This is a genomic window from Dactylosporangium thailandense, from assembly GCF_059739745.1.
In genome coordinates this window covers 6,231,085-6,246,801 of the sequence record NZ_AP029195.1, presented here as the reverse complement: position 1 = coordinate 6,246,801, position 15,717 = coordinate 6,231,085, and the positions used below count along the sequence as shown (strand labels likewise).

The following is a 15,717-nucleotide window of genomic DNA, read 5'->3' as shown; positions in this document are numbered from 1 at the left end:
TTCTCAGCCAATGGCCTGGTTCACCTGATTCGCGAGTTCCTGCATGGCGGCGTCGGCCGTCTTCTTGCCGCTCATGATCGATTGCATGGCGTTGACGATGGAGTTGGCCCCCTCGACCTTGCCCCAGCTGGCCACCGGCGGGATGGAGCGGGTGTGATCGGCCTGGTCGGCGTACGCCTTGAACAGCGGCGCGGAGAACGATCCGGTGGCCTTCTCCTGGGCCAGCGCGTCGTTCGTCGCCGGGAGCAGGCCCAGGTTCGAGGTGACCGGCACGAGGTTGTCCTTGCTCATCATGAACTTCACGAAGTCCTTCGCCACGGCCTTGTTGCCGCACTCGCGGAACACCGCGAGGTTGCTGCCGCCGGCGAACGTGTCGTTGTTGCCGCCCGGGCCCTTGGGCAGCACGGCCGTGCCCAGCTTGCCCTCCAGATCGGGGCTCTGCTTGAGGATGGTCCGCAGGTCCCACGAGCCGCCAACCATCATCGCCGTCTGGCCCAGCCCCATGGACTTGTCGACGTCGGCCGCGGTCCAGGCTGAGGCGCCGGCGGGCGACAGGTGATCCTTGGTCAGCAGGTCGGCGTAGAACTGGAACGCCTGGACGGACTGTGCCGATCCGGCCTCGGAGACCCATTTGTCACCGCTCTGCTTGGCGATCTCCCCGCCCCAGTTCCAGATCAGCGGCAGGTAGTACCAGTGCGCGCCGCCGATGATGCCGAACCCGTTGACGCCCTGCTGCTTCGCCTGGATGGCCAGGGCGTCCTCGCGCAGTTCGTCCCAGGTGGCGGGGGCCGAGGTCTTGCCGATCGCCTCGAGCATGTCCTTGCGGTAGATCAGGGCGCGCACGCCGGTGTCGTAGGGGACCGCGTAGGACTTGCCCTTGAAGATGGTCGACTCGATCATGCCGGGCACGTAGGTGCCCTGCAGCGTCTTGGGGTCGTCGGCGAACACGTCGAGGGCGTTGAGCGCCGCGAACTCGGGGGTCCAGGTGTTGCCGATCAGCGCGACGCAGGGAACGCTGCCGCCGGCGATCGAGGTGAGGTACGTCTGGTGTGCGTCCTTGCCGAGGAACCGGAGGTTCACCTTGGTCCCCGGATGGGCGGCGGCGTAGTCGTCCGCCAGCTTCTGCATGATCGGCTGCTGGGCGTCGCCGATGGGGTCGCCCATCCAGAAGTCGATGGTCCCCTTGATCTCGCCCGAGCTGTTCGCGCCCGAGTCGCTTGCCCCACCGCAGGCCGCGAGGGCGAGGGCCCCGGCCAGCCCGATGGCCACGGCGACACGGCCGCGCCAAACGTTCCTTGCACGCATCGCTGCTCTCCTCTGCTGGGGACCGAAGACCTGCCAGGCGCGAGGTACGCGGTGCCTCCGGACCTGTCGACCTGCCCGGCTGTCTGACAGCCCTATAGGTTGCCCCTCAGGGTGCACCGCGGTCGGGTGGATCGCAAGGGCCTCCGCTCGGTTCGTTACGAAGTCTCCTTGCGCCCGGGGCCCATGGTTTGGTACACACGCGGGAGTATTCGATCTCAGATTGTGCTGGTCAGCGGCTCGGAAGGGCAGAAGTTGTAGTAACACGACGCAGTATCTTGACCTTGTGCTGGAAGGTCAAGGATGGTTTGGTCTCACGCATGTTCCTGCGGTTCACGTCGCGGACCAACGCCGACGGCGCGGTGGTGCGCTATGTCGCCCTGGCCCACAACCGGCGGGTGGACGGGCGGGTCAAGCCGGACGTCCTGATGAGCCTGGGCCGGGTCGACCAGCTCGACGTGGCCGGGCTGCGGCGGCTGGCCGCGTCGATCGGCAAACACTTCGGCGTCGAGCAGCCGGCCGGCGCCGCGCCGGCCGAGGTCGTCGACGTCCGGACCGTCGGGACGACCTGGCTGCTCGACGGGGTGTGGCGCCGCCTCGACGTGGGCGCGGCCGTGCGCGCGGCCGTCGGCGCGCGGCGGTTCAGCACCGGCCTGGAACGGGTGCTGTTCGCGCTCGTCGCCCACCGGGCGGTGGTCCCGCCGGGCGGGCCCCCGGCCGCCGAATGGGTGCGCGAGGAGGCCGTCGTGCCCGGACTGTCCACGATGGACGATGGGCGGGTGCGCCGGGTGCTGGACCTGCTCGCCGACGCGGGCACGCTGGCGCGGGTGCAGGAGTCGCTACTGCCCGCCGTGGCCGAGCGGTCCGGCCCGTTGTTCGTCCACACCGTCCGGGCCGAGTGCGACGATGGGGAGCACGTCGTCATCGGCCTGGCCCTGACCCGGGACGGCATCCCGGTCCGCTGCTGGGGCCGCCCGGCCGGCGCCGGCGACGACACCGTGGCGGCCGCGGTCCGCGACGACCTGCTGCGCCGGCATCCGGGCCCGGTCGTCACCGTGGTCGAGCGCGCCTTCTCCGGCGCGGACGACCTGGCCGGACTGCGCCGCGACGGCGGACACTACATCGCCGGGATGCGGATGCGCGCCGGCGACCGCCTCGTCGAGGCGGCCTTGTCCCGCCCCGGCCGTCACCGGTCCGTCCGCGGCGACCTGCGCGTGCGGGAGATCCGCCTCGACAGTCAGGACGCCCGGTTCGTCGTCTGCCGCGACCCGGCGCAGGCCAGGGCCGAGGCCGGCGCCGGGTACCTCATCGCCACCTCCGACCCGCACCTCAGCGCCGAGGACGTCGCCCTGGGCTACCTGCACCTGCGCAACGGCCGGGACCCCGGGACCCGGCCGCTGCCCGGACCGGCCGCCCGCGCGCACGTGCCGGTCTGGTGGCTGGCCCTGCTCCTGACCCGGATCGCCGAGCACGCCAGCGGCCGGACCTGGCCAGCCATCGACCGGCAGCTCCGGCGGGTCGCCCAGGTGACCCTCGCCGGCCCGGGCGGCACCGTCACCCAGACCACGCCGCTGCGCCCCGAGCAGGCGGCCATCTACCAGGCGCTGTCCGTCCAGCCGCCGGCCCGGGTCACCGCGTCCGCTCCCGGTCCCCGAGCAGCTCGCGGGCGTTCCCGCTGAGCACGGCCGACCGCCGCGTGTCGCCGAGGTACTCGCCCAGGAGGGCGAAACGCCCGGCCACCTCGTCGAGCGACGAGAACGGGAAGTCGGTGCCGAGCACGATGCGCGTGTCGTCGATGAAGGACAGCAGTGCGCCGAGGTCGGCCGCGGTGTGGGACAGGGCGGTGTCGTAGCGGAACGCCGCCAGTGCGCCCAGGACACCCCGCCCGGCGACGGCCGCGAGCTCCGGCATGCCCTCGGCGAGCACCATGCGCGGGGCGACGGCCGGCATCGCGCCGCCGCAGTGCGAGAAGACCCACCGGATTCGCGGGAACCGGCGCGGCACGTCGGTGAGGAGCAGGTTCGTGATGAGGCGCGTCGAGTCGAAGAGGTACTCCAGGACCGACGGCCGGAGGGGGATCTCACCCTCCGGCCACCAGGCCGGCAGCACCGGATGGACGTGGACGAGCGCGCCGCGGTCGTCCAGGGCCTGCAGCAGGCCGTCGAACCTGGGATGGCCGACGTACGACCCGGCGTAGCTGGTGAGCAGGCCGACGCCGACGAACTCCGGCCGGTCGAACACCCGCTCGACCTCGGCGAGCGCCGCGTCGACCGAGGGCAGCGGCAGGCAGGCGACCGCCGCGAAGCGACCGCCGCCGTCGCGGACCACGTCGGTCAGCTCGTCGTTGGTGTCCCGGCACAGGGCCGTGGTGAACGGCTGGTCGCCGAAGTAGAAGCCGGGTGAGGCGACGGACAGCACGGCCAGGTCGATGCCCAGCCGATCCATCATCCGCACCGAGTCCGCCGGTTCCCACACCGGGAACGGGGCGCCCGGCTGCGCCTGGATGCCCAGCGCCGTCAACCGGCTGACGTAGGACGCCAGCGGCGCGTGATGGTGAAAGTCGACGATGGTCATGACACCAGCTCTCGGACGGCGCGAATGGTTCGCAGGAGGTCTTCGGGCCCGCCCGCCTCATGGCCGTTGAACTGCCACACGGTCATCTCCTTGGGCCCGGCAAAGGCATTGTATGCGGCGAAAACGGTGGAAGGCGGGCTCACCACGTCGTGCAGGGCGACGCAGAAGCGGCCCGGACAGGCGGCTCGCCGGGCGAAGGACACGGCGTCGAAGTAGGCGAGCGTCGCGAAGGCGCGCTCCTGCGAGCCGCGGTGGGTGGCCAGCCACTTGACGATCTCCCCGTGTGGGCTGTGGTCGGTCACCTCCACCGCGCGCCGGAAGGCCGACAGGAACGGCACGTGCGGCATCGCCAGGCGGACGTCGTCGCGCAGGCCGGCGGCCACGAGCGCGAGGGCGCCACCCTGGCTGCGCCCCGTCACGGCGATCCGGTCGCGGGCCACAGCCTCGTGGGTGGCCACGGCATCGACGAACCGGTACGCGTCGGTGAACAGGCGGCGGTAGTAGTACCGCTCGGGGTCGAGGATGTCCCGCGTCAGGAACCCGGGCGCGGACGGGCCCGCCCCGTGCGGGTCCGCGGTGTGGCCGGCCCGCACGGCGCTGCCCTGGCCGCGGGAGTCCATGACGGCGTGCGCGAAGCCGGCGCTGGCGTAGGCGAGCGACTCGACCGGGTGCCCGCGCCCGCTGCCGTAGCCCAGGTACTCCACCACCAGCGGCAGGGGGCCGGTGCGCTCGTGCGGCAGCAGCAGCCACCCGCGCACCTCGTCCCCGGCGTACCCGCGGAAGGTGACGTCGTGCACGTCGACGGTCCGAACCAGGGCGTCCACCGGCTCGAACCGCGGATCGAGGGGGTGGACGCCCTGTTCGCGCAGGGTCCGGCTCCAGAAGGCGTCGAAGTCCCCGGGCTCGGGGTGCGGGTACTCGTACCGCACCAGTTGATCGAGGGGTAGGTCAACCCGCATTGCGCGACTCCTGTCCGACAGCCTGACAGGAGTCTACGCGGGGACGCCCTGCCGGGGAAGGACAACCTGTCATGCAACCTGATAGCCTGCTGACCGGGCGAAGGCAGGACATCCAAGTGGAGGTGCGGGCATGGCGCGGACAGTCGCCTCCGGGTACGACATCGTGACCGTCACGGGCGACCCGGAAGCGCGGGGATACCAGTACGGGATCGCCGCCAGGACCCGGATCGAGCACGCGTTGCGGACCTACGCCGACGTGTTCCGGCATTACGCGTCGTGGGACTGGGCGACCGTGCGCCGGCACGGACTGCGGTTCGCCGGCCCCATCGAGGACTTCTCGCCGGCGTCCGCGCGCGAGATCCGGGGCATCGCGCGCGGGGCCGGTGTCGAGGTGGCCGACATCCTGGCCCTGAACACCCGTAGCGAGATCATGTTCGCCGCCCCCGGACGGGCCCGGGCCGTGGCGTCCACCGAGTGCACGTCGTTCGCGCTGACCCCCGCCCGCACGGTCTCCGGCACCGTGCTCATGGGCCAGAACTGGGACTGGATCGAGGGGGCCCGGCACACCGCGATCGTGCTCCGGGTGCTGCGCGACGACGGCCCCGGCTTCGTCACCGTCGTTGAGGCCGGGATGCTCGCGAAGGTCGGCGTCAACGCCAGCGGGGTCGGCCTGTGCACCAACACCCTCATCTCGGACGGCGACGAAGGCCGGTTCGGCGTCCCGTACCACGTGCTGCTGCGCTCGGTGCTCGACAGCGACAGCGGCGCGGAGGCCGCCCAGCGGGTCCAGTCCGCGTCGCGGGCGAACTCCGCGAACTACCTCATCGCCGACGCGGGCGGGTTCTGCGCGGACGTGGAGACCGGGCCGGGCGACGGCCCGTGCGGCGTGATCACGCCCGTCGACGGCGCGGTCACGCACGCCAACCACTTCCTGGTCGACGGCCTCACGGGGGTGGACCGCTACCTCGAACGCAAGGCCCACACGCGCAACCGGCTGCACCACCTGACCGAGCGCGTGCGGCAACACGAACGACACACGGTCGGGAGCCTGCAGGAGGCGCTGGCCGACCACGCGGACGCGCCGTACAGCGTGTGCCAGCACCCGGACGCGGCCCAGCCAACCGCCGAGCGCACCTGCACCATTGCCGGCATCGTGATGGATCTCGGCGCCCGCTCGCTGGTGTACGCCGCCGGCAACCCGTGCGAGTCGGCCTGGGCGCCGGTGCGTATCGATGCCTAGTTCTGACCGGCCGGCTGCCAGACAGGCTGTTAACCTGGCAGCCGTGAAGGTGATCCCCGTCGCGCAGCGCACCGCCGCGGACCACGTGCGATCGCAGCTCATCGAACTCATCGAGTCGGGTGAGTTCGCGGTGGGCCAGCGGCTGCCTTCCGAGGCCGAGCTGTCCAAGTCGTTCGCGGTCAGCCGTTCGGTGATCCGGGAGGCGCTGCACAGCGTGAACGCGCTCGGCCTCACCCGGTCCTACGCCGGCAAGGGCACCTTCGTCGACGCCCAGTTCGCGCCGTCGCAGCTGCTGACCGGCAAGTACCTTCCCCGCGACCTGCACGAGGTCCGCCGGACGCTGGAGGTGCCCCTGGCCGCCCTCGCGGCAGAGCGCCGCTCGCGGACCGACCTCAAGGCGATGACCGCGCTGCTCGTGCGCTTCCGGGAGGAGCAGGACCCCTCCATCCGGGTCGGCATCGACGCCGACTTCCACGTGGCCATCGCCACCGCGACCGCCAACCCGCTGTTCCCCCGGCTGGTCTCGGAGCTCCGCTCGGTGCTGCAGGAGCAGGCCATCGCCGCGGCCGCCGTGCCGGGCCGGGCGAGCCAGGCGGCCGATGAGCACGACGCGATCCTCGCCGCCATTTCCAAGCGCGACGCCACCGCGGCGGCCGACGCGATGAAGCTGCACCTGGCCGCCGTGGAGGACACCGTGACCGGGCCCGCCCGCCGCAGATAGCCGCCGCCGGCGGCCGGGAGACGCCGCGGGCGCGCCGCCCGCCGCGCGGCCGACCCCTACCACGTCCTCGGCGCCTGCCGGCACGGACCAGGATCGCGGTGCACGGGGAGTACGGCATCGGGATCCACGACGAGATCGAGCTGGCGGCGCCCGCGAGCATCCGCCCCGGCGCCATGCACGACATCCCGGCGGTGCAGGCCCTGCTCGACACGGCGACGGCGTGGCTGGTCGCGCGGGGCCGCACCGGCCAGTGGGGCACCGAGCCGCACTCGACGAACCCGCGCCGCCTGGCCTCGCTGGCGGCCTGGGTCCCGCAGGGCCAGCTGCACATCGCGGAGCTGGACGGCCGCCCGGTGGGCGCCCTGGCGGCCGGCGCCGCGCCGGACTCCGTGCCGGCGGCAGCGGGCCTCGAGCTGTACCCGGGCCCGGCCGGGGCGCTACATCAGGCCGTAGCGGCGGCCGATCGCCTCGACGTCGTCCTTGGCCTCCTTCAGGCCGACGCCGGTCGCCTCCCGGTACGCCTTGATCGCCTGGATCTTCCGCCCCTGCTGCAGTTCCTGCAGCACCATCGGGTTCACGTCCGGCACCGGCTCCTGAATGCCCAGGTTCTCCATGATCAGGTCCAGCTTGCGCTCGATCGCGGCCAGGCGCCGCTCCGTGGACGGGTCGGGGCCGCCGCGGCGCAGGGTCAGGGCGAGCAGCAGGACCACGAAGAAGCCCAGCGGCACTATCCACTCCATCCCGTCATTCAACCCCACCGCCGCTATTTCAGGCTTGACTTATATAAGCGGGCGGTGACACCCTTGGTCCGTGCACGCGTTCGACGTCCTGGGTGACCCGGTCCGCCGGCGGATTCTGGAGCTGCTCGCCGCCGGTGAACAGCCCGCCGGGGCGGTCAGCGAGACCGTCCGGGCCGAGTTCGGCATCTCCCAGCCGGCCGTCTCCCAGCACCTCAAGGTGCTGCGCGAGTCGGGCTTCGCCACCGTGCGCGCGGACGGCACCCGCCGCCTGTACGCCGTGGACGCCGCCCCGCTGCGGGAGGTCGACGCCTGGCTCGAGCAGTTCCGCGGCTTCTGGAGCCAGCGGCTCGACGCCCTGGCCACGGAGCTGGCCCGCGGCAGACGACAACGCGACCGAGACGAGGAGCATCCGTGATCGACCTTGTGCACCAGATCAACGCCACCCACCGCGAGCTCGGCACCGCCGGGCTGTCCGGCGGCGGCGCCGGGCGTTCGCTGCTGCTGCGCCGCACCTACGACGCGGCCGTCGAGGACGTCTGGGACGCCTGCACCGACCCGGCGCGCCTGGCCCGCTGGCTCGCGCCGGTGGAGGGCGACCTGCGCCTCGGCGGGAAGTACCAGCTGCGGGGCAACGCCGGCGGCGAGATCCTGCGCTGCGAGGCGCCGAGCCTGCTGCGCGTCACGTGGACGATGGGCGAGGGCATGGCGACCGAGGTGGAGCTGCGCCTGGGCCCGGCGGACGGCGACCGGACGCTGCTCGAGCTCGAGCACGCCTCGCCGGGCGAGATCGTCGACGAGCTGGTGCGCCAGTACGGGCCCGGCATGACCATCGGCATCGGCGAGGGCTGGGACCTGGCGCTCGTCGGGCTCCACCTGCACCTCACCGGCGCCGAGTACGACCCGGCGGCGTGGGCGGGCCGCCCCGAGGTGCAGGCGTTCGCGGCGCGCAGCTGCGAGGCGTGGGGCGCGGCGGTCCAGGCCGCGTGGGGGACGAGCGACGACGACCTGGCCGCGGCGGTGGCGTTCGCGAAGGGCACCCTCGCACCGCAGGGCTAGCCCGCCCAGGCGCGGATCGCCGCGAAGTCCGCCGGCGTCAGCCCCGACCGGCCGTCGACGCGGTGCAGCAGGGCCGGGCCCGCGTGGTGCCGGGCGACCCAGCGCCGGTCGGCGGCGGTGATCTCGGGTCGACGCGTTCGAGCAGCGGGTTGCCGAAGCGCCCGGCCGCGGCCCCGGCGGCCGGGTGCGGTGCGCGACCGCGCCGGGCGAGGGGGACGATCGGGCCGTCGACGTCGAGGAACACCAGCGGCCGGGCGCGCCCGGCCGCCGGGTCCTCGGTGCTGGCGGGGTTCAGGGCCGCTCGCGTTCCGCGGCGGCGCCGAGGGCGGCGAGGCGCATGGTCTCGTCGCGGCGGCGCGCCCACTGGGCGCCGAGGAGGAACGCGAGCAGCGGCAGCAGGACGAGCGCGGCCCACTGCCCGGTGACGAGCGGGATGTTGTGTCCCATGTGGACGGTGGAGACCGCCCAGCCGTTGAAGGTGAAGTTCACGAGCGCCGCCATGGTGAGGACCGGCGCGGCGGCCACGAGCAGGCGGCGCCGGATCGGCCCGGGCAGCCGCACGGCCGCGACGAGCCCGGCGAGCAGGGCGACCGCGACCGCGAGCAGCATGAGGTCCAGCTCGGCGGCGTTGGGCGCCTCGAGGCCGGTGTAGCTGGTCACGTACGTCTCGGGGCGGAACATGTCCTCGAGGTAGAACGCGCTGAAGCCGGCGTCCCCGGCGACGAGCATCCCGGAGCCGAGGACCCCGACCGCGCCGACGACGAGCGGCGCCGCCACGAGCACGGCGAACCGGCGCGTCCCGGCCACGGCCCACGGGCGGCGCGGCCCGGCGGCCGTGAGCGCCACGGCGGCGACGAGCGCGAGGACGGACCACCACAGGCCGTACACCACCGGGACCGGATCGGACGTGAACTGCCGCACGGGCGGCGCCACCTCGGCGAGCAGCGCGACCCAGCCGAGCGCGGCCGCGCCGCGGCGCAGTCCGGCGAACGCGGCCACGGCCACGAGCGCCCAGGCGGCCGTCTGCAGCAGCGGCGCGGAGCCGGGATGCGGCCCGCGCAGCACGGAGGTGAGCCGGAAGGTGAGCAGCGCGACCACGGCGAGCGGGCCGATCAGCGCGCACGCGTCGGCCCAGCCCCCGCCGAGCAGCCCGCCGCCGGAGCGCCGCGACAGCCGCAGCCGCAGGCCGTGCAGCACGATGTCGGCGGCGTCGCCGGGCCGCGGCCAGCGCTGCCCGTCCCCGGCGTCGGCGAGCATCGTGGTGAGCATGTCCTCGCCGTGTGCCCGGCGGAACGCGGCCGGGTACACCCGCAGCAGCCGCTCGTAGCGGCCCTCGAGCGGTGTCGTCATGCCGCACCTCCGCCGGCGAGCAGGCCACTGGTGCGCAGCCGGCGCCCCGCGGTGTCGGCCGCGGCGCGGCGCCGGTCGGCCTCGGTGGCGAGCTGTCGTGCCCCGGGCGCCGTGAGCCGGTAGTTGCGCCGCAGCCGCGACTGCACGACCTCCTCGCTGTCGACCTCGATGAGGCCGCCGTCGACCAGTTCGGCGAGGACCGCGTAGAGGGTGCCGGGGCGCAGCCGCACCGCCCCGGCGGACTGCTGCTCGACGTCTTTCATGATCCCGTAGCCGTGCGTGGGCTCGGCCGCGAGCGCCGAGAGGATGAGGAACGCCGACTCCTTGAGAGGCATGCCTCGAGCATATAACGGAATCCGGTATATAACTAGGTCAGCGGGAGCTGATCGGCTCCACGCGCGGGGCGGCGAGGCGGGTGTAGTCCTCGGTGTTCAGGGCGAGGGAGCGGTCGAGGCGGGCGGCGTTGAAGTACAGCTCCGGGTGTCGCAGCAGCTCCGGGTCGGCCACCAGGGTGAGGTCGGGGTGGAAGCTGAACGGCAGGATCGTCCCGCTCACGCTCCCCGCGAGCGCCTCCGCCCGGTCGGTGGACGCGAACGACACGTAGGTGCCGCCGGCGAGGGCCTTGAGCGCCTGCAGGTCGACCCGGGCGTCGCCGGGGACCACGGCCAGGAACCAGCGGGTCTCGCGCTTGCCGATCTTCACCATCACCACGAGGCACTTGGCGGCGCACGCGGGGGAGTGGCCCCGCAGGGCGCTCACCTCGTCGGTGCGGCCCTCCGGGGCGTGGTCGATGACGCGGTACCGCGCCCCGCCCTCGTCCAGCCGTGCCATGAGTGTCTCGTACACGCCGATCACCAGCCCTCGCCGAGCATGCGTTGGACCGCCGCGATGCGCTCCTCGTCGCGGCGGTAGAAGGTCCACTGCTTGATCCGCCTGGACCGCAGCAGGCCGGTCGCGGTCAGCAGTCGCAGGTGCTCGCTCGCGGTGGGCGCGCTCACGCCCAGCTTGTCCGCGATGAAGACGGAGCACACCCCGTCCTCGACGAGGTCGCCGTCGCGCTGCGGGGGGAAGTGGGCCCGCGGGTCCGCGAGCCACGCGAGCACGGCGAGCCGCTTCTCGTTCCCCAGCGCCTTGAGCACCTCGACGTCGAGCACGGTTAGGGAGTTTGCCAACTCCCTAACCGTGCTGTCAAAGCGTGGTCAGCGCGTGTCGCCGACCTTGTCCACGATGACGGCCTGGGTGTAGATCACCTGGCGGAAGACCGCCCCCGCCGGCGTGAAGTCGTCGTCGCCGTGCTCGTCGGTGTTGTGGTGGTCGGCGATGGCGACCTCGCGCTCGCCGATCAGCCGGTACGTGCCCGGGTCGAACAGCAGCTCCTGCGCGAGGTACCCCTCGATGACCCGCCCGAGCCCGATCGCCGGCCGCCCGTCGAGGTTCACCGCGTCCGGGTTGAGCCGCACGCCCTCGCCCCGCGCGAGCGCGCCGTAGAAGGCGGCCTCGACCCGCGGCGGGAGCACGTACTGCCCGATCAGCCGGTCCAGTTCGATGCCGAAGTTCTTCGGCGCCCGGTCCCAGGCGATCACCTTGTCGGGCGTGTCGAGCCGCTTGAGCTGGTCGTAGTCGAGCTGCCCCCAGGTGACCTGGCCGCCCTGCTCGTAGACCTCGAGCCGGCCGTCGCGCATGGTGCCCATCACCTTGCCGTCGATGCGCTTCCACTCCTGCACCGTGATGGTGCGGGTGTGGCCGGGCACGATCGGGTCGTTCGGGTGCTGCTGCTCGTAGGTGCGCTCGTTGCGCAGCTCGCGGCTCTCGTTGTACATGAACTGGTCCGGGCGCGGGTCGGTCCACGGCTTGCGGGTCGCGGCCCAGGCCGCGTTCGTGAGCACCTCGGCGGCGCTCGCGGGCCGGGGGAAGGGCAGGCCGGTGGTGCTGTAGCCCGTCCCGCTGTCGTCCACGGTGCCGATGTTCTCCACCGCCACGACGCCGATCACCGCCGCGGCCGCGGCCGCCGCCGTGAGCGCCACGCGCAGCGGCCACCGGCGCCTCGCGCGAGCCGCGGACGCAGCGGCCACCGGGGCCGGCTCCGGTGCGCGTTCCATGTGCCGCAGCAGGGCCGCGCGGGCCCGGTCACGCGTGTACGGGCCGGGCCGCGGGCCGGGCCCGAACGCCTCCCGCAGCGCGGTCATCTCATCCATCACGACGACTCCTCCGAATCGGTGTCCAGGGCCTTGCGCATCTCCTGCCGGGCCCGGTGCAGCCGGGAGCGCGCGGTGCCGGGCGGGATGCCCAGGGCCGCGGCCGCCTCCTGCTGGGTGAGCCCGGCCCACGCGACGAGCAGCAGCACGTCGCGGTCGGCCAGTGACAGCCGGTTGAGGGCGGCGGCGAGCCGGGGCCGGGCCCCGCCCGCGTCGACCCGGCCCGGCACCAGCTCCGCCTCGTCCGGCCCCGCGTCCGGCTCGGCGCTGCGGGCGAGGGCCTTGTAGCGGCGCGCCTCCGCCCGGGAGTGGCGCATGATCAGGTTGGATGCGATGCCGTACAGCCACGGGCGCACGTCGCCGCGCGCCGGATCGAACCCGGCCCGGCGGTCGTAGGCGACCAGGAACGTCTCCGACGCCACGTCCTCGGCGAGATCGGGGCCGAGACGGCGCGCGGCGTAGGCGTAGATGTGCTCGTAGTGGCGGTCGAAGACCTCCGCGAACCGGTCCTGGAGCAGGTCGGCGTCGGTCTCCGGCGGTGCCAAGTCCGTCTCCCTCACATCACTGGTTCGCCGGAGCCGGCAAAAGTGTTCGCGCGTGGCCCCGGCGGCAGTGGCACGTTTCCGGGATTCGACGGCCGCCGGGACTCCGTAACGTATTCCTCAACAGCGACAACGACTTCCAGGGGAGAGCACGATGAGCGACTACGACATGGGCGACACGGGTCACGGCGACGTCGACTACGGCCACTACGACGCCGGTCAGGAGCACGGCCAGCTGGACCAGCTGCACCAGGCGCAGGGTTCGGAGGCCGACTACAACAACCAGTACGGCGTGTACGAGCAGGACCACCACGACGCGGAGTCGACGGACTTCTCGCAGGGTCACCACGTCGAGTACGACGCGCCGGCGGCCGTGCACTACGAGTCGGACGACTACACGAACTACTCGCACGACGCGACCTCGGACGACCACGTCTTCGCCGCCGAGGGCAGCGAGAACGCCCACCAGGCCAGCTTCGGCGAGCTCGACCAGCTCGAGCAGAGCTTCGGCAAGTCGTTCGTCGACGGCACGGAGTTCCACGCCGGTGGCGGCCAGTTCGGCGTCGCGGCCAACTGAGCACGACAAGGGCTACCCCTGGCTCAAGGCCGGTCACCACTGGTGGCCGGCCTTCGCCGTGCCAGGAGCAGGAAGACCACCACGCCGGCGAGGGAGGCGGCGGCGATGAGCAGGCCCGTGGCCGTGGCGGCCGGGCTGACCTCGTTGACCGTCCCGCCGTTGCGCGTCGCGGGCACGGTGTCGCCGGGCGACCGCGCGAAACTCTCGGCGAACTCGGCCTCGTGGGGCGCGCCGCCGCCGGCCGCGGTGAACGTGCCCGTGCAGTCGTAGCTGACCTTCCGCGCGCCGTGGTCGGCGGTGCACGCCCGGACCGTGATCGTGCCGCGCTCGCCCGTCGCGTAGTGCACCAGGTCCGTCGCGGCCGCGCCGCCCGCGCACAGGGACAGGAGGGCCAGCAGGCCCGCCATCGTCAGCTGTGCCCGCCGCCGGGTCACTTCTTCATGCCCGCCACGGACTTCGTGAACGTCGCCCTCGCGGCGGAGATGACCCGGTCGCGCACGTCGTTCTTCTCCTTCTGCGTCCAGGCCGCCCCGTCGCCGCGGCTGCCGATGAAGTACACCTGGAGGCGCACGTTGCTGTCGCGCACGCCGAGCGTCATCGTCAACCGGCTCACCTGGTCGCCGGTGCCCGGGGTCTCGTAGAAGATCGCCTCCTCGCCGAGGTTCGGGACCTCCGAGTTCGGCCCGGCGAGCCGTGCCGTGGAGGCCTCCTGGTTCTGCATGTTCTGCGCCAGGGAGACGTCGTTGGCCGCGAAGACGGTGAACGAGATGCTCGCCGTGCGCTGCTGCTTGGAGTCGGTGAGGGCGTGCGCGCGGGTATAGCCGCAGGTGCTGGAGTTGATCGTCGCGTTCGGGTTGCGGTTCGGCATCGGCTTGGAGAGCTCGGTCTCGAACAGGTCGTTGAACATGCTCGCGTCCGACGCCTGGCACAAGTCCTCGGGCACGTTGTCGAGGTTGTACCGGCCGGGGCCGCTCGCGGCCTTGGCCGCGCCTGAAGTGGCGCCCGTGGCCGCCGGACCGTTGCCATTTGGCTTGTCTTTTGTGAGGTACATGGCGCCGGTGATGCCCCCGCCGACGAGCAGCACGGCGGCGAGCACGATCGCGACGAGGGCCGCGGGCGACAGGCCGCGCCGGGCCGGGGCCGGTGGCGGCTGGACCGGCGGGCCCATCCGGGGCGGCATCGGCACCGGCTGCTGGACCGCCGGCGACACGGGCGCGGGGGCGTAGGCCGGGGCCGAGACCTGGCCGGCCGCGAACGCGCCGGTCTGCTGCTGGTAGGGCATCCCGGACGACGGCACGGCCGAGACCGGGGCGGCCATGCTCGCCGTCGCGGGCGCCGAGTTGGGCATCCGGTTCCCGTACAGCGACCCCTCGGCGACCACCAGCTCCGGCTGCTCGGCGACGACGGGCGCGATGCCGAGGGTCTCGTGCAGCATCGTGGCGACGAGCGGGATGCGGCTGGAGCCGCCGACCAGGAACAGGCCCGCGATCGCGGCGGTGCCGACGCCGGCCTCGTGGACCAGCGCGCGGGTCATCGCGATCGTGGAGCGCAGCACCGGCCGGGCCAGCCCCTCCAGCTGCTCGCGGCCGAGCGGCACCTCGCGGCCCAGCGCGGGCACGCCGATGACGGTGCCGCTGGCGCGCGAGAGCATCTCCTTGGCCGAGCGCACGTCGTCCCACAGCTGCCGCCGCTGGGCCGGGTCCCTCCACAGCTCGCCGTAGGTCGCCTGGAGGAACGCGATGATCGCGGCGTCGACGTCGAGCCCGCCGACGTCGTTGAGCCCGTCGGAGGCGACCTGCTCGAAGCCGGTCTGGGTGCGCCGCAGGAGCGTGACGTCGCAGGTGCCGGCGCCGAGGTCGTACACGAGCACGCACGCGCCGAGCGGGAACGCCCCGCCACGGGTGTGCGCGAAGTACGTGGCCGCCGCGGTGGGCTCGCCGACCAGCTCGATGTTCACGAACCCGGCGTGCCGGGCGGCGTCGACCAGCATCGAGCGCCGGTTCTGCCCCCAGCTCGCCGGGTGGGTGAGCGCCACGTCCCGCACCGGCCCGGCGACCCGCGCGGCCTCCCGCGCCACCCGGCCGAGCACCGCGACGATCAGGTCGCGCACGCCCACCTCGCGGTCGCCGAGCAGCACCGCGGTGTCGTCGATGCGGCGCTTCGGGTTCGGCTCCAGCCGTTCGGGCGCGCTGCGGGCCAGGTGGGCGGCGTCGCGGCCGGTGTGCAGCTGGCCGTCGGGGCCGAGCAGGACGGCGGAGGACAGCAGCGGCGAACCGTCGAAGAGCAGCGGCTGCACGCGGGCGTCGGCCCGCTGGAGCATCGCGATGGTGGTGGAGGTGCCGAAGTCGACTCCGAGGCGCAGACGCGCAGCTGTCATGGTCGGCGAGGATAACAGTCCGTCACCTGGCTGATTGCCGGGAATCGGCCGCTGCCCTGGCCGAAGTGGAGCAACACCTCCGCT

18 protein-coding genes are annotated in these 15,717 nt (G+C 73.1%); 6 read left to right on the top strand and 12 right to left on the bottom strand.

Annotated features, from left to right (window positions below; translation table 11 throughout):
* Positions 1 to 3 precede the first annotated feature (3 nt).
* A complete protein-coding gene (locus AC6JBM_RS27420; protein WP_497976937.1) occupies positions 4 to 1,269 on the bottom strand; it encodes an extracellular solute-binding protein in 1,266 nt (421 codons plus the stop codon).
* 353 nt (positions 1,270 to 1,622) lie between these two features.
* On the opposite strand from AC6JBM_RS27420, the gene AC6JBM_RS27415 reads away from it, so the two are divergent.
* Positions 1,623 to 2,981 carry an IS1634 family transposase N-terminal domain-related protein gene (locus AC6JBM_RS27415; RefSeq protein WP_497976936.1) on the top strand — a complete coding sequence of 453 codons (1,359 nt, stop codon included), beginning with the start codon at positions 1,623 to 1,625 and terminating at the stop codon, positions 2,979 to 2,981.
* Here AC6JBM_RS27415 and AC6JBM_RS27410 read toward each other — a convergent pair.
* The gene (locus AC6JBM_RS27410; protein WP_497976935.1) at positions 2,932 to 3,876 is read right to left on the bottom strand and encodes an amidohydrolase family protein; all 945 of its coding nucleotides are present in this window, start codon (positions 3,874 to 3,876) and stop codon (positions 2,932 to 2,934) included. The genes AC6JBM_RS27415 and AC6JBM_RS27410 overlap by 50 nt on opposite strands.
* Positions 3,873 to 4,835 carry an acetylxylan esterase gene (locus tag AC6JBM_RS27405; protein ID WP_497976934.1) on the bottom strand — a complete coding sequence of 321 codons (963 nt, stop codon included), beginning with the start codon at positions 4,833 to 4,835 and terminating at the stop codon, positions 3,873 to 3,875. The genes AC6JBM_RS27410 and AC6JBM_RS27405 overlap by 4 nt, the downstream gene beginning before the upstream one ends.
* Before the next feature lie 130 nt (positions 4,836 to 4,965).
* On the opposite strand from AC6JBM_RS27405, the gene AC6JBM_RS27400 reads away from it, so the two are divergent.
* The gene (locus AC6JBM_RS27400) at positions 4,966 to 6,075 is read left to right on the top strand and encodes a C45 family autoproteolytic acyltransferase/hydrolase (RefSeq protein ID WP_497976933.1); all 1,110 of its coding nucleotides are present in this window, start codon (positions 4,966 to 4,968) and stop codon (positions 6,073 to 6,075) included.
* 43 nt (positions 6,076 to 6,118) lie between these two features.
* Positions 6,119 to 6,796: a FadR/GntR family transcriptional regulator gene (locus AC6JBM_RS27395; protein WP_350615756.1), complete on the top strand. Its 678-nt coding sequence runs from the start codon at positions 6,119 to 6,121 to the stop codon at positions 6,794 to 6,796.
* A 437-nt stretch (positions 6,797 to 7,233) separates the two neighbouring features.
* Here AC6JBM_RS27395 and AC6JBM_RS27390 read toward each other — a convergent pair whose 3' ends face one another.
* Positions 7,234 to 7,536, bottom strand: coding sequence for a ribosomal protein L7/L12 (locus AC6JBM_RS27390; protein WP_497976932.1), 303 nt, complete (start codon positions 7,534 to 7,536; stop codon positions 7,234 to 7,236).
* A 70-nt stretch (positions 7,537 to 7,606) separates the two neighbouring features.
* Here AC6JBM_RS27390 and AC6JBM_RS27385 point away from each other — a divergent pair, with 70 nt between their 5' ends.
* Positions 7,607 to 7,951, top strand: coding sequence for an ArsR/SmtB family transcription factor (locus AC6JBM_RS27385; RefSeq protein WP_497976931.1), 345 nt, complete (start codon positions 7,607 to 7,609; stop codon positions 7,949 to 7,951).
* The gene (locus AC6JBM_RS27380) at positions 7,948 to 8,592 is read left to right on the top strand and encodes an SRPBCC family protein (protein WP_497976930.1); all 645 of its coding nucleotides are present in this window, start codon (positions 7,948 to 7,950) and stop codon (positions 8,590 to 8,592) included. The genes AC6JBM_RS27385 and AC6JBM_RS27380 overlap by 4 nt, the downstream gene beginning before the upstream one ends.
* Positions 8,593 to 8,883: 291 nt before the next feature.
* Here AC6JBM_RS27380 and AC6JBM_RS27375 read toward each other — a convergent pair whose 3' ends face one another.
* From AC6JBM_RS27375 to AC6JBM_RS27350, 6 genes are read right to left on the bottom strand one after another with little or no spacing between them, the layout of a single operon-like run.
* On the bottom strand, positions 8,884 to 9,942 hold the full coding sequence (locus AC6JBM_RS27375; RefSeq protein ID WP_497976929.1) for a hypothetical protein: 1,059 nt from the start codon (positions 9,940 to 9,942) through the stop codon (positions 8,884 to 8,886).
* Positions 9,939 to 10,277, bottom strand: a complete 339-nt coding sequence (locus tag AC6JBM_RS27370; protein ID WP_497976928.1) for a PadR family transcriptional regulator — start codon at positions 10,275 to 10,277, stop codon at positions 9,939 to 9,941. The genes AC6JBM_RS27375 and AC6JBM_RS27370 overlap by 4 nt, the downstream gene beginning before the upstream one ends.
* Positions 10,278 to 10,314: 37 nt before the next feature.
* The gene (locus AC6JBM_RS27365) at positions 10,315 to 10,788 is read right to left on the bottom strand and encodes a YbaK/EbsC family protein (RefSeq protein ID WP_497976927.1); all 474 of its coding nucleotides are present in this window, start codon (positions 10,786 to 10,788) and stop codon (positions 10,315 to 10,317) included.
* 5 nt (positions 10,789 to 10,793) lie between these two features.
* Entirely contained in the window at positions 10,794 to 11,114 is a 321-nt protein-coding gene (locus tag AC6JBM_RS27360; protein ID WP_497976926.1) for an ArsR/SmtB family transcription factor, read from the bottom strand.
* Positions 11,115 to 11,141: 27 nt separating this feature from the next.
* The gene (locus AC6JBM_RS27355; RefSeq protein ID WP_497976925.1) at positions 11,142 to 12,140 is read right to left on the bottom strand and encodes a hypothetical protein; all 999 of its coding nucleotides are present in this window, start codon (positions 12,138 to 12,140) and stop codon (positions 11,142 to 11,144) included.
* Positions 12,137 to 12,682 carry an RNA polymerase sigma factor gene (locus tag AC6JBM_RS27350; RefSeq protein WP_497976924.1) on the bottom strand — a complete coding sequence of 182 codons (546 nt, stop codon included), beginning with the start codon at positions 12,680 to 12,682 and terminating at the stop codon, positions 12,137 to 12,139. Before AC6JBM_RS27350 ends, AC6JBM_RS27355 begins: the two co-directional genes overlap by 4 nt.
* Positions 12,683 to 12,833: 151 nt before the next feature.
* Here AC6JBM_RS27350 and AC6JBM_RS27345 point away from each other — a divergent pair, with 151 nt between their 5' ends.
* Positions 12,834 to 13,256, top strand: a complete 423-nt coding sequence (locus AC6JBM_RS27345) for a hypothetical protein (RefSeq protein WP_497976923.1) — start codon at positions 12,834 to 12,836, stop codon at positions 13,254 to 13,256.
* 23 nt (positions 13,257 to 13,279) lie between these two features.
* Here the strand turns inward: AC6JBM_RS27345 and AC6JBM_RS27340 are convergent, their stop codons facing one another.
* On the bottom strand, positions 13,280 to 13,690 hold the full coding sequence (locus AC6JBM_RS27340; protein ID WP_497976922.1) for a hypothetical protein: 411 nt from the start codon (positions 13,688 to 13,690) through the stop codon (positions 13,280 to 13,282).
* Positions 13,687 to 15,633 carry an Hsp70 family protein gene (locus tag AC6JBM_RS27335; protein WP_497976921.1) on the bottom strand — a complete coding sequence of 649 codons (1,947 nt, stop codon included), beginning with the start codon at positions 15,631 to 15,633 and terminating at the stop codon, positions 13,687 to 13,689. The genes AC6JBM_RS27340 and AC6JBM_RS27335 overlap by 4 nt, the downstream gene beginning before the upstream one ends.
* Positions 15,634 to 15,717 lie beyond the last annotated feature (84 nt).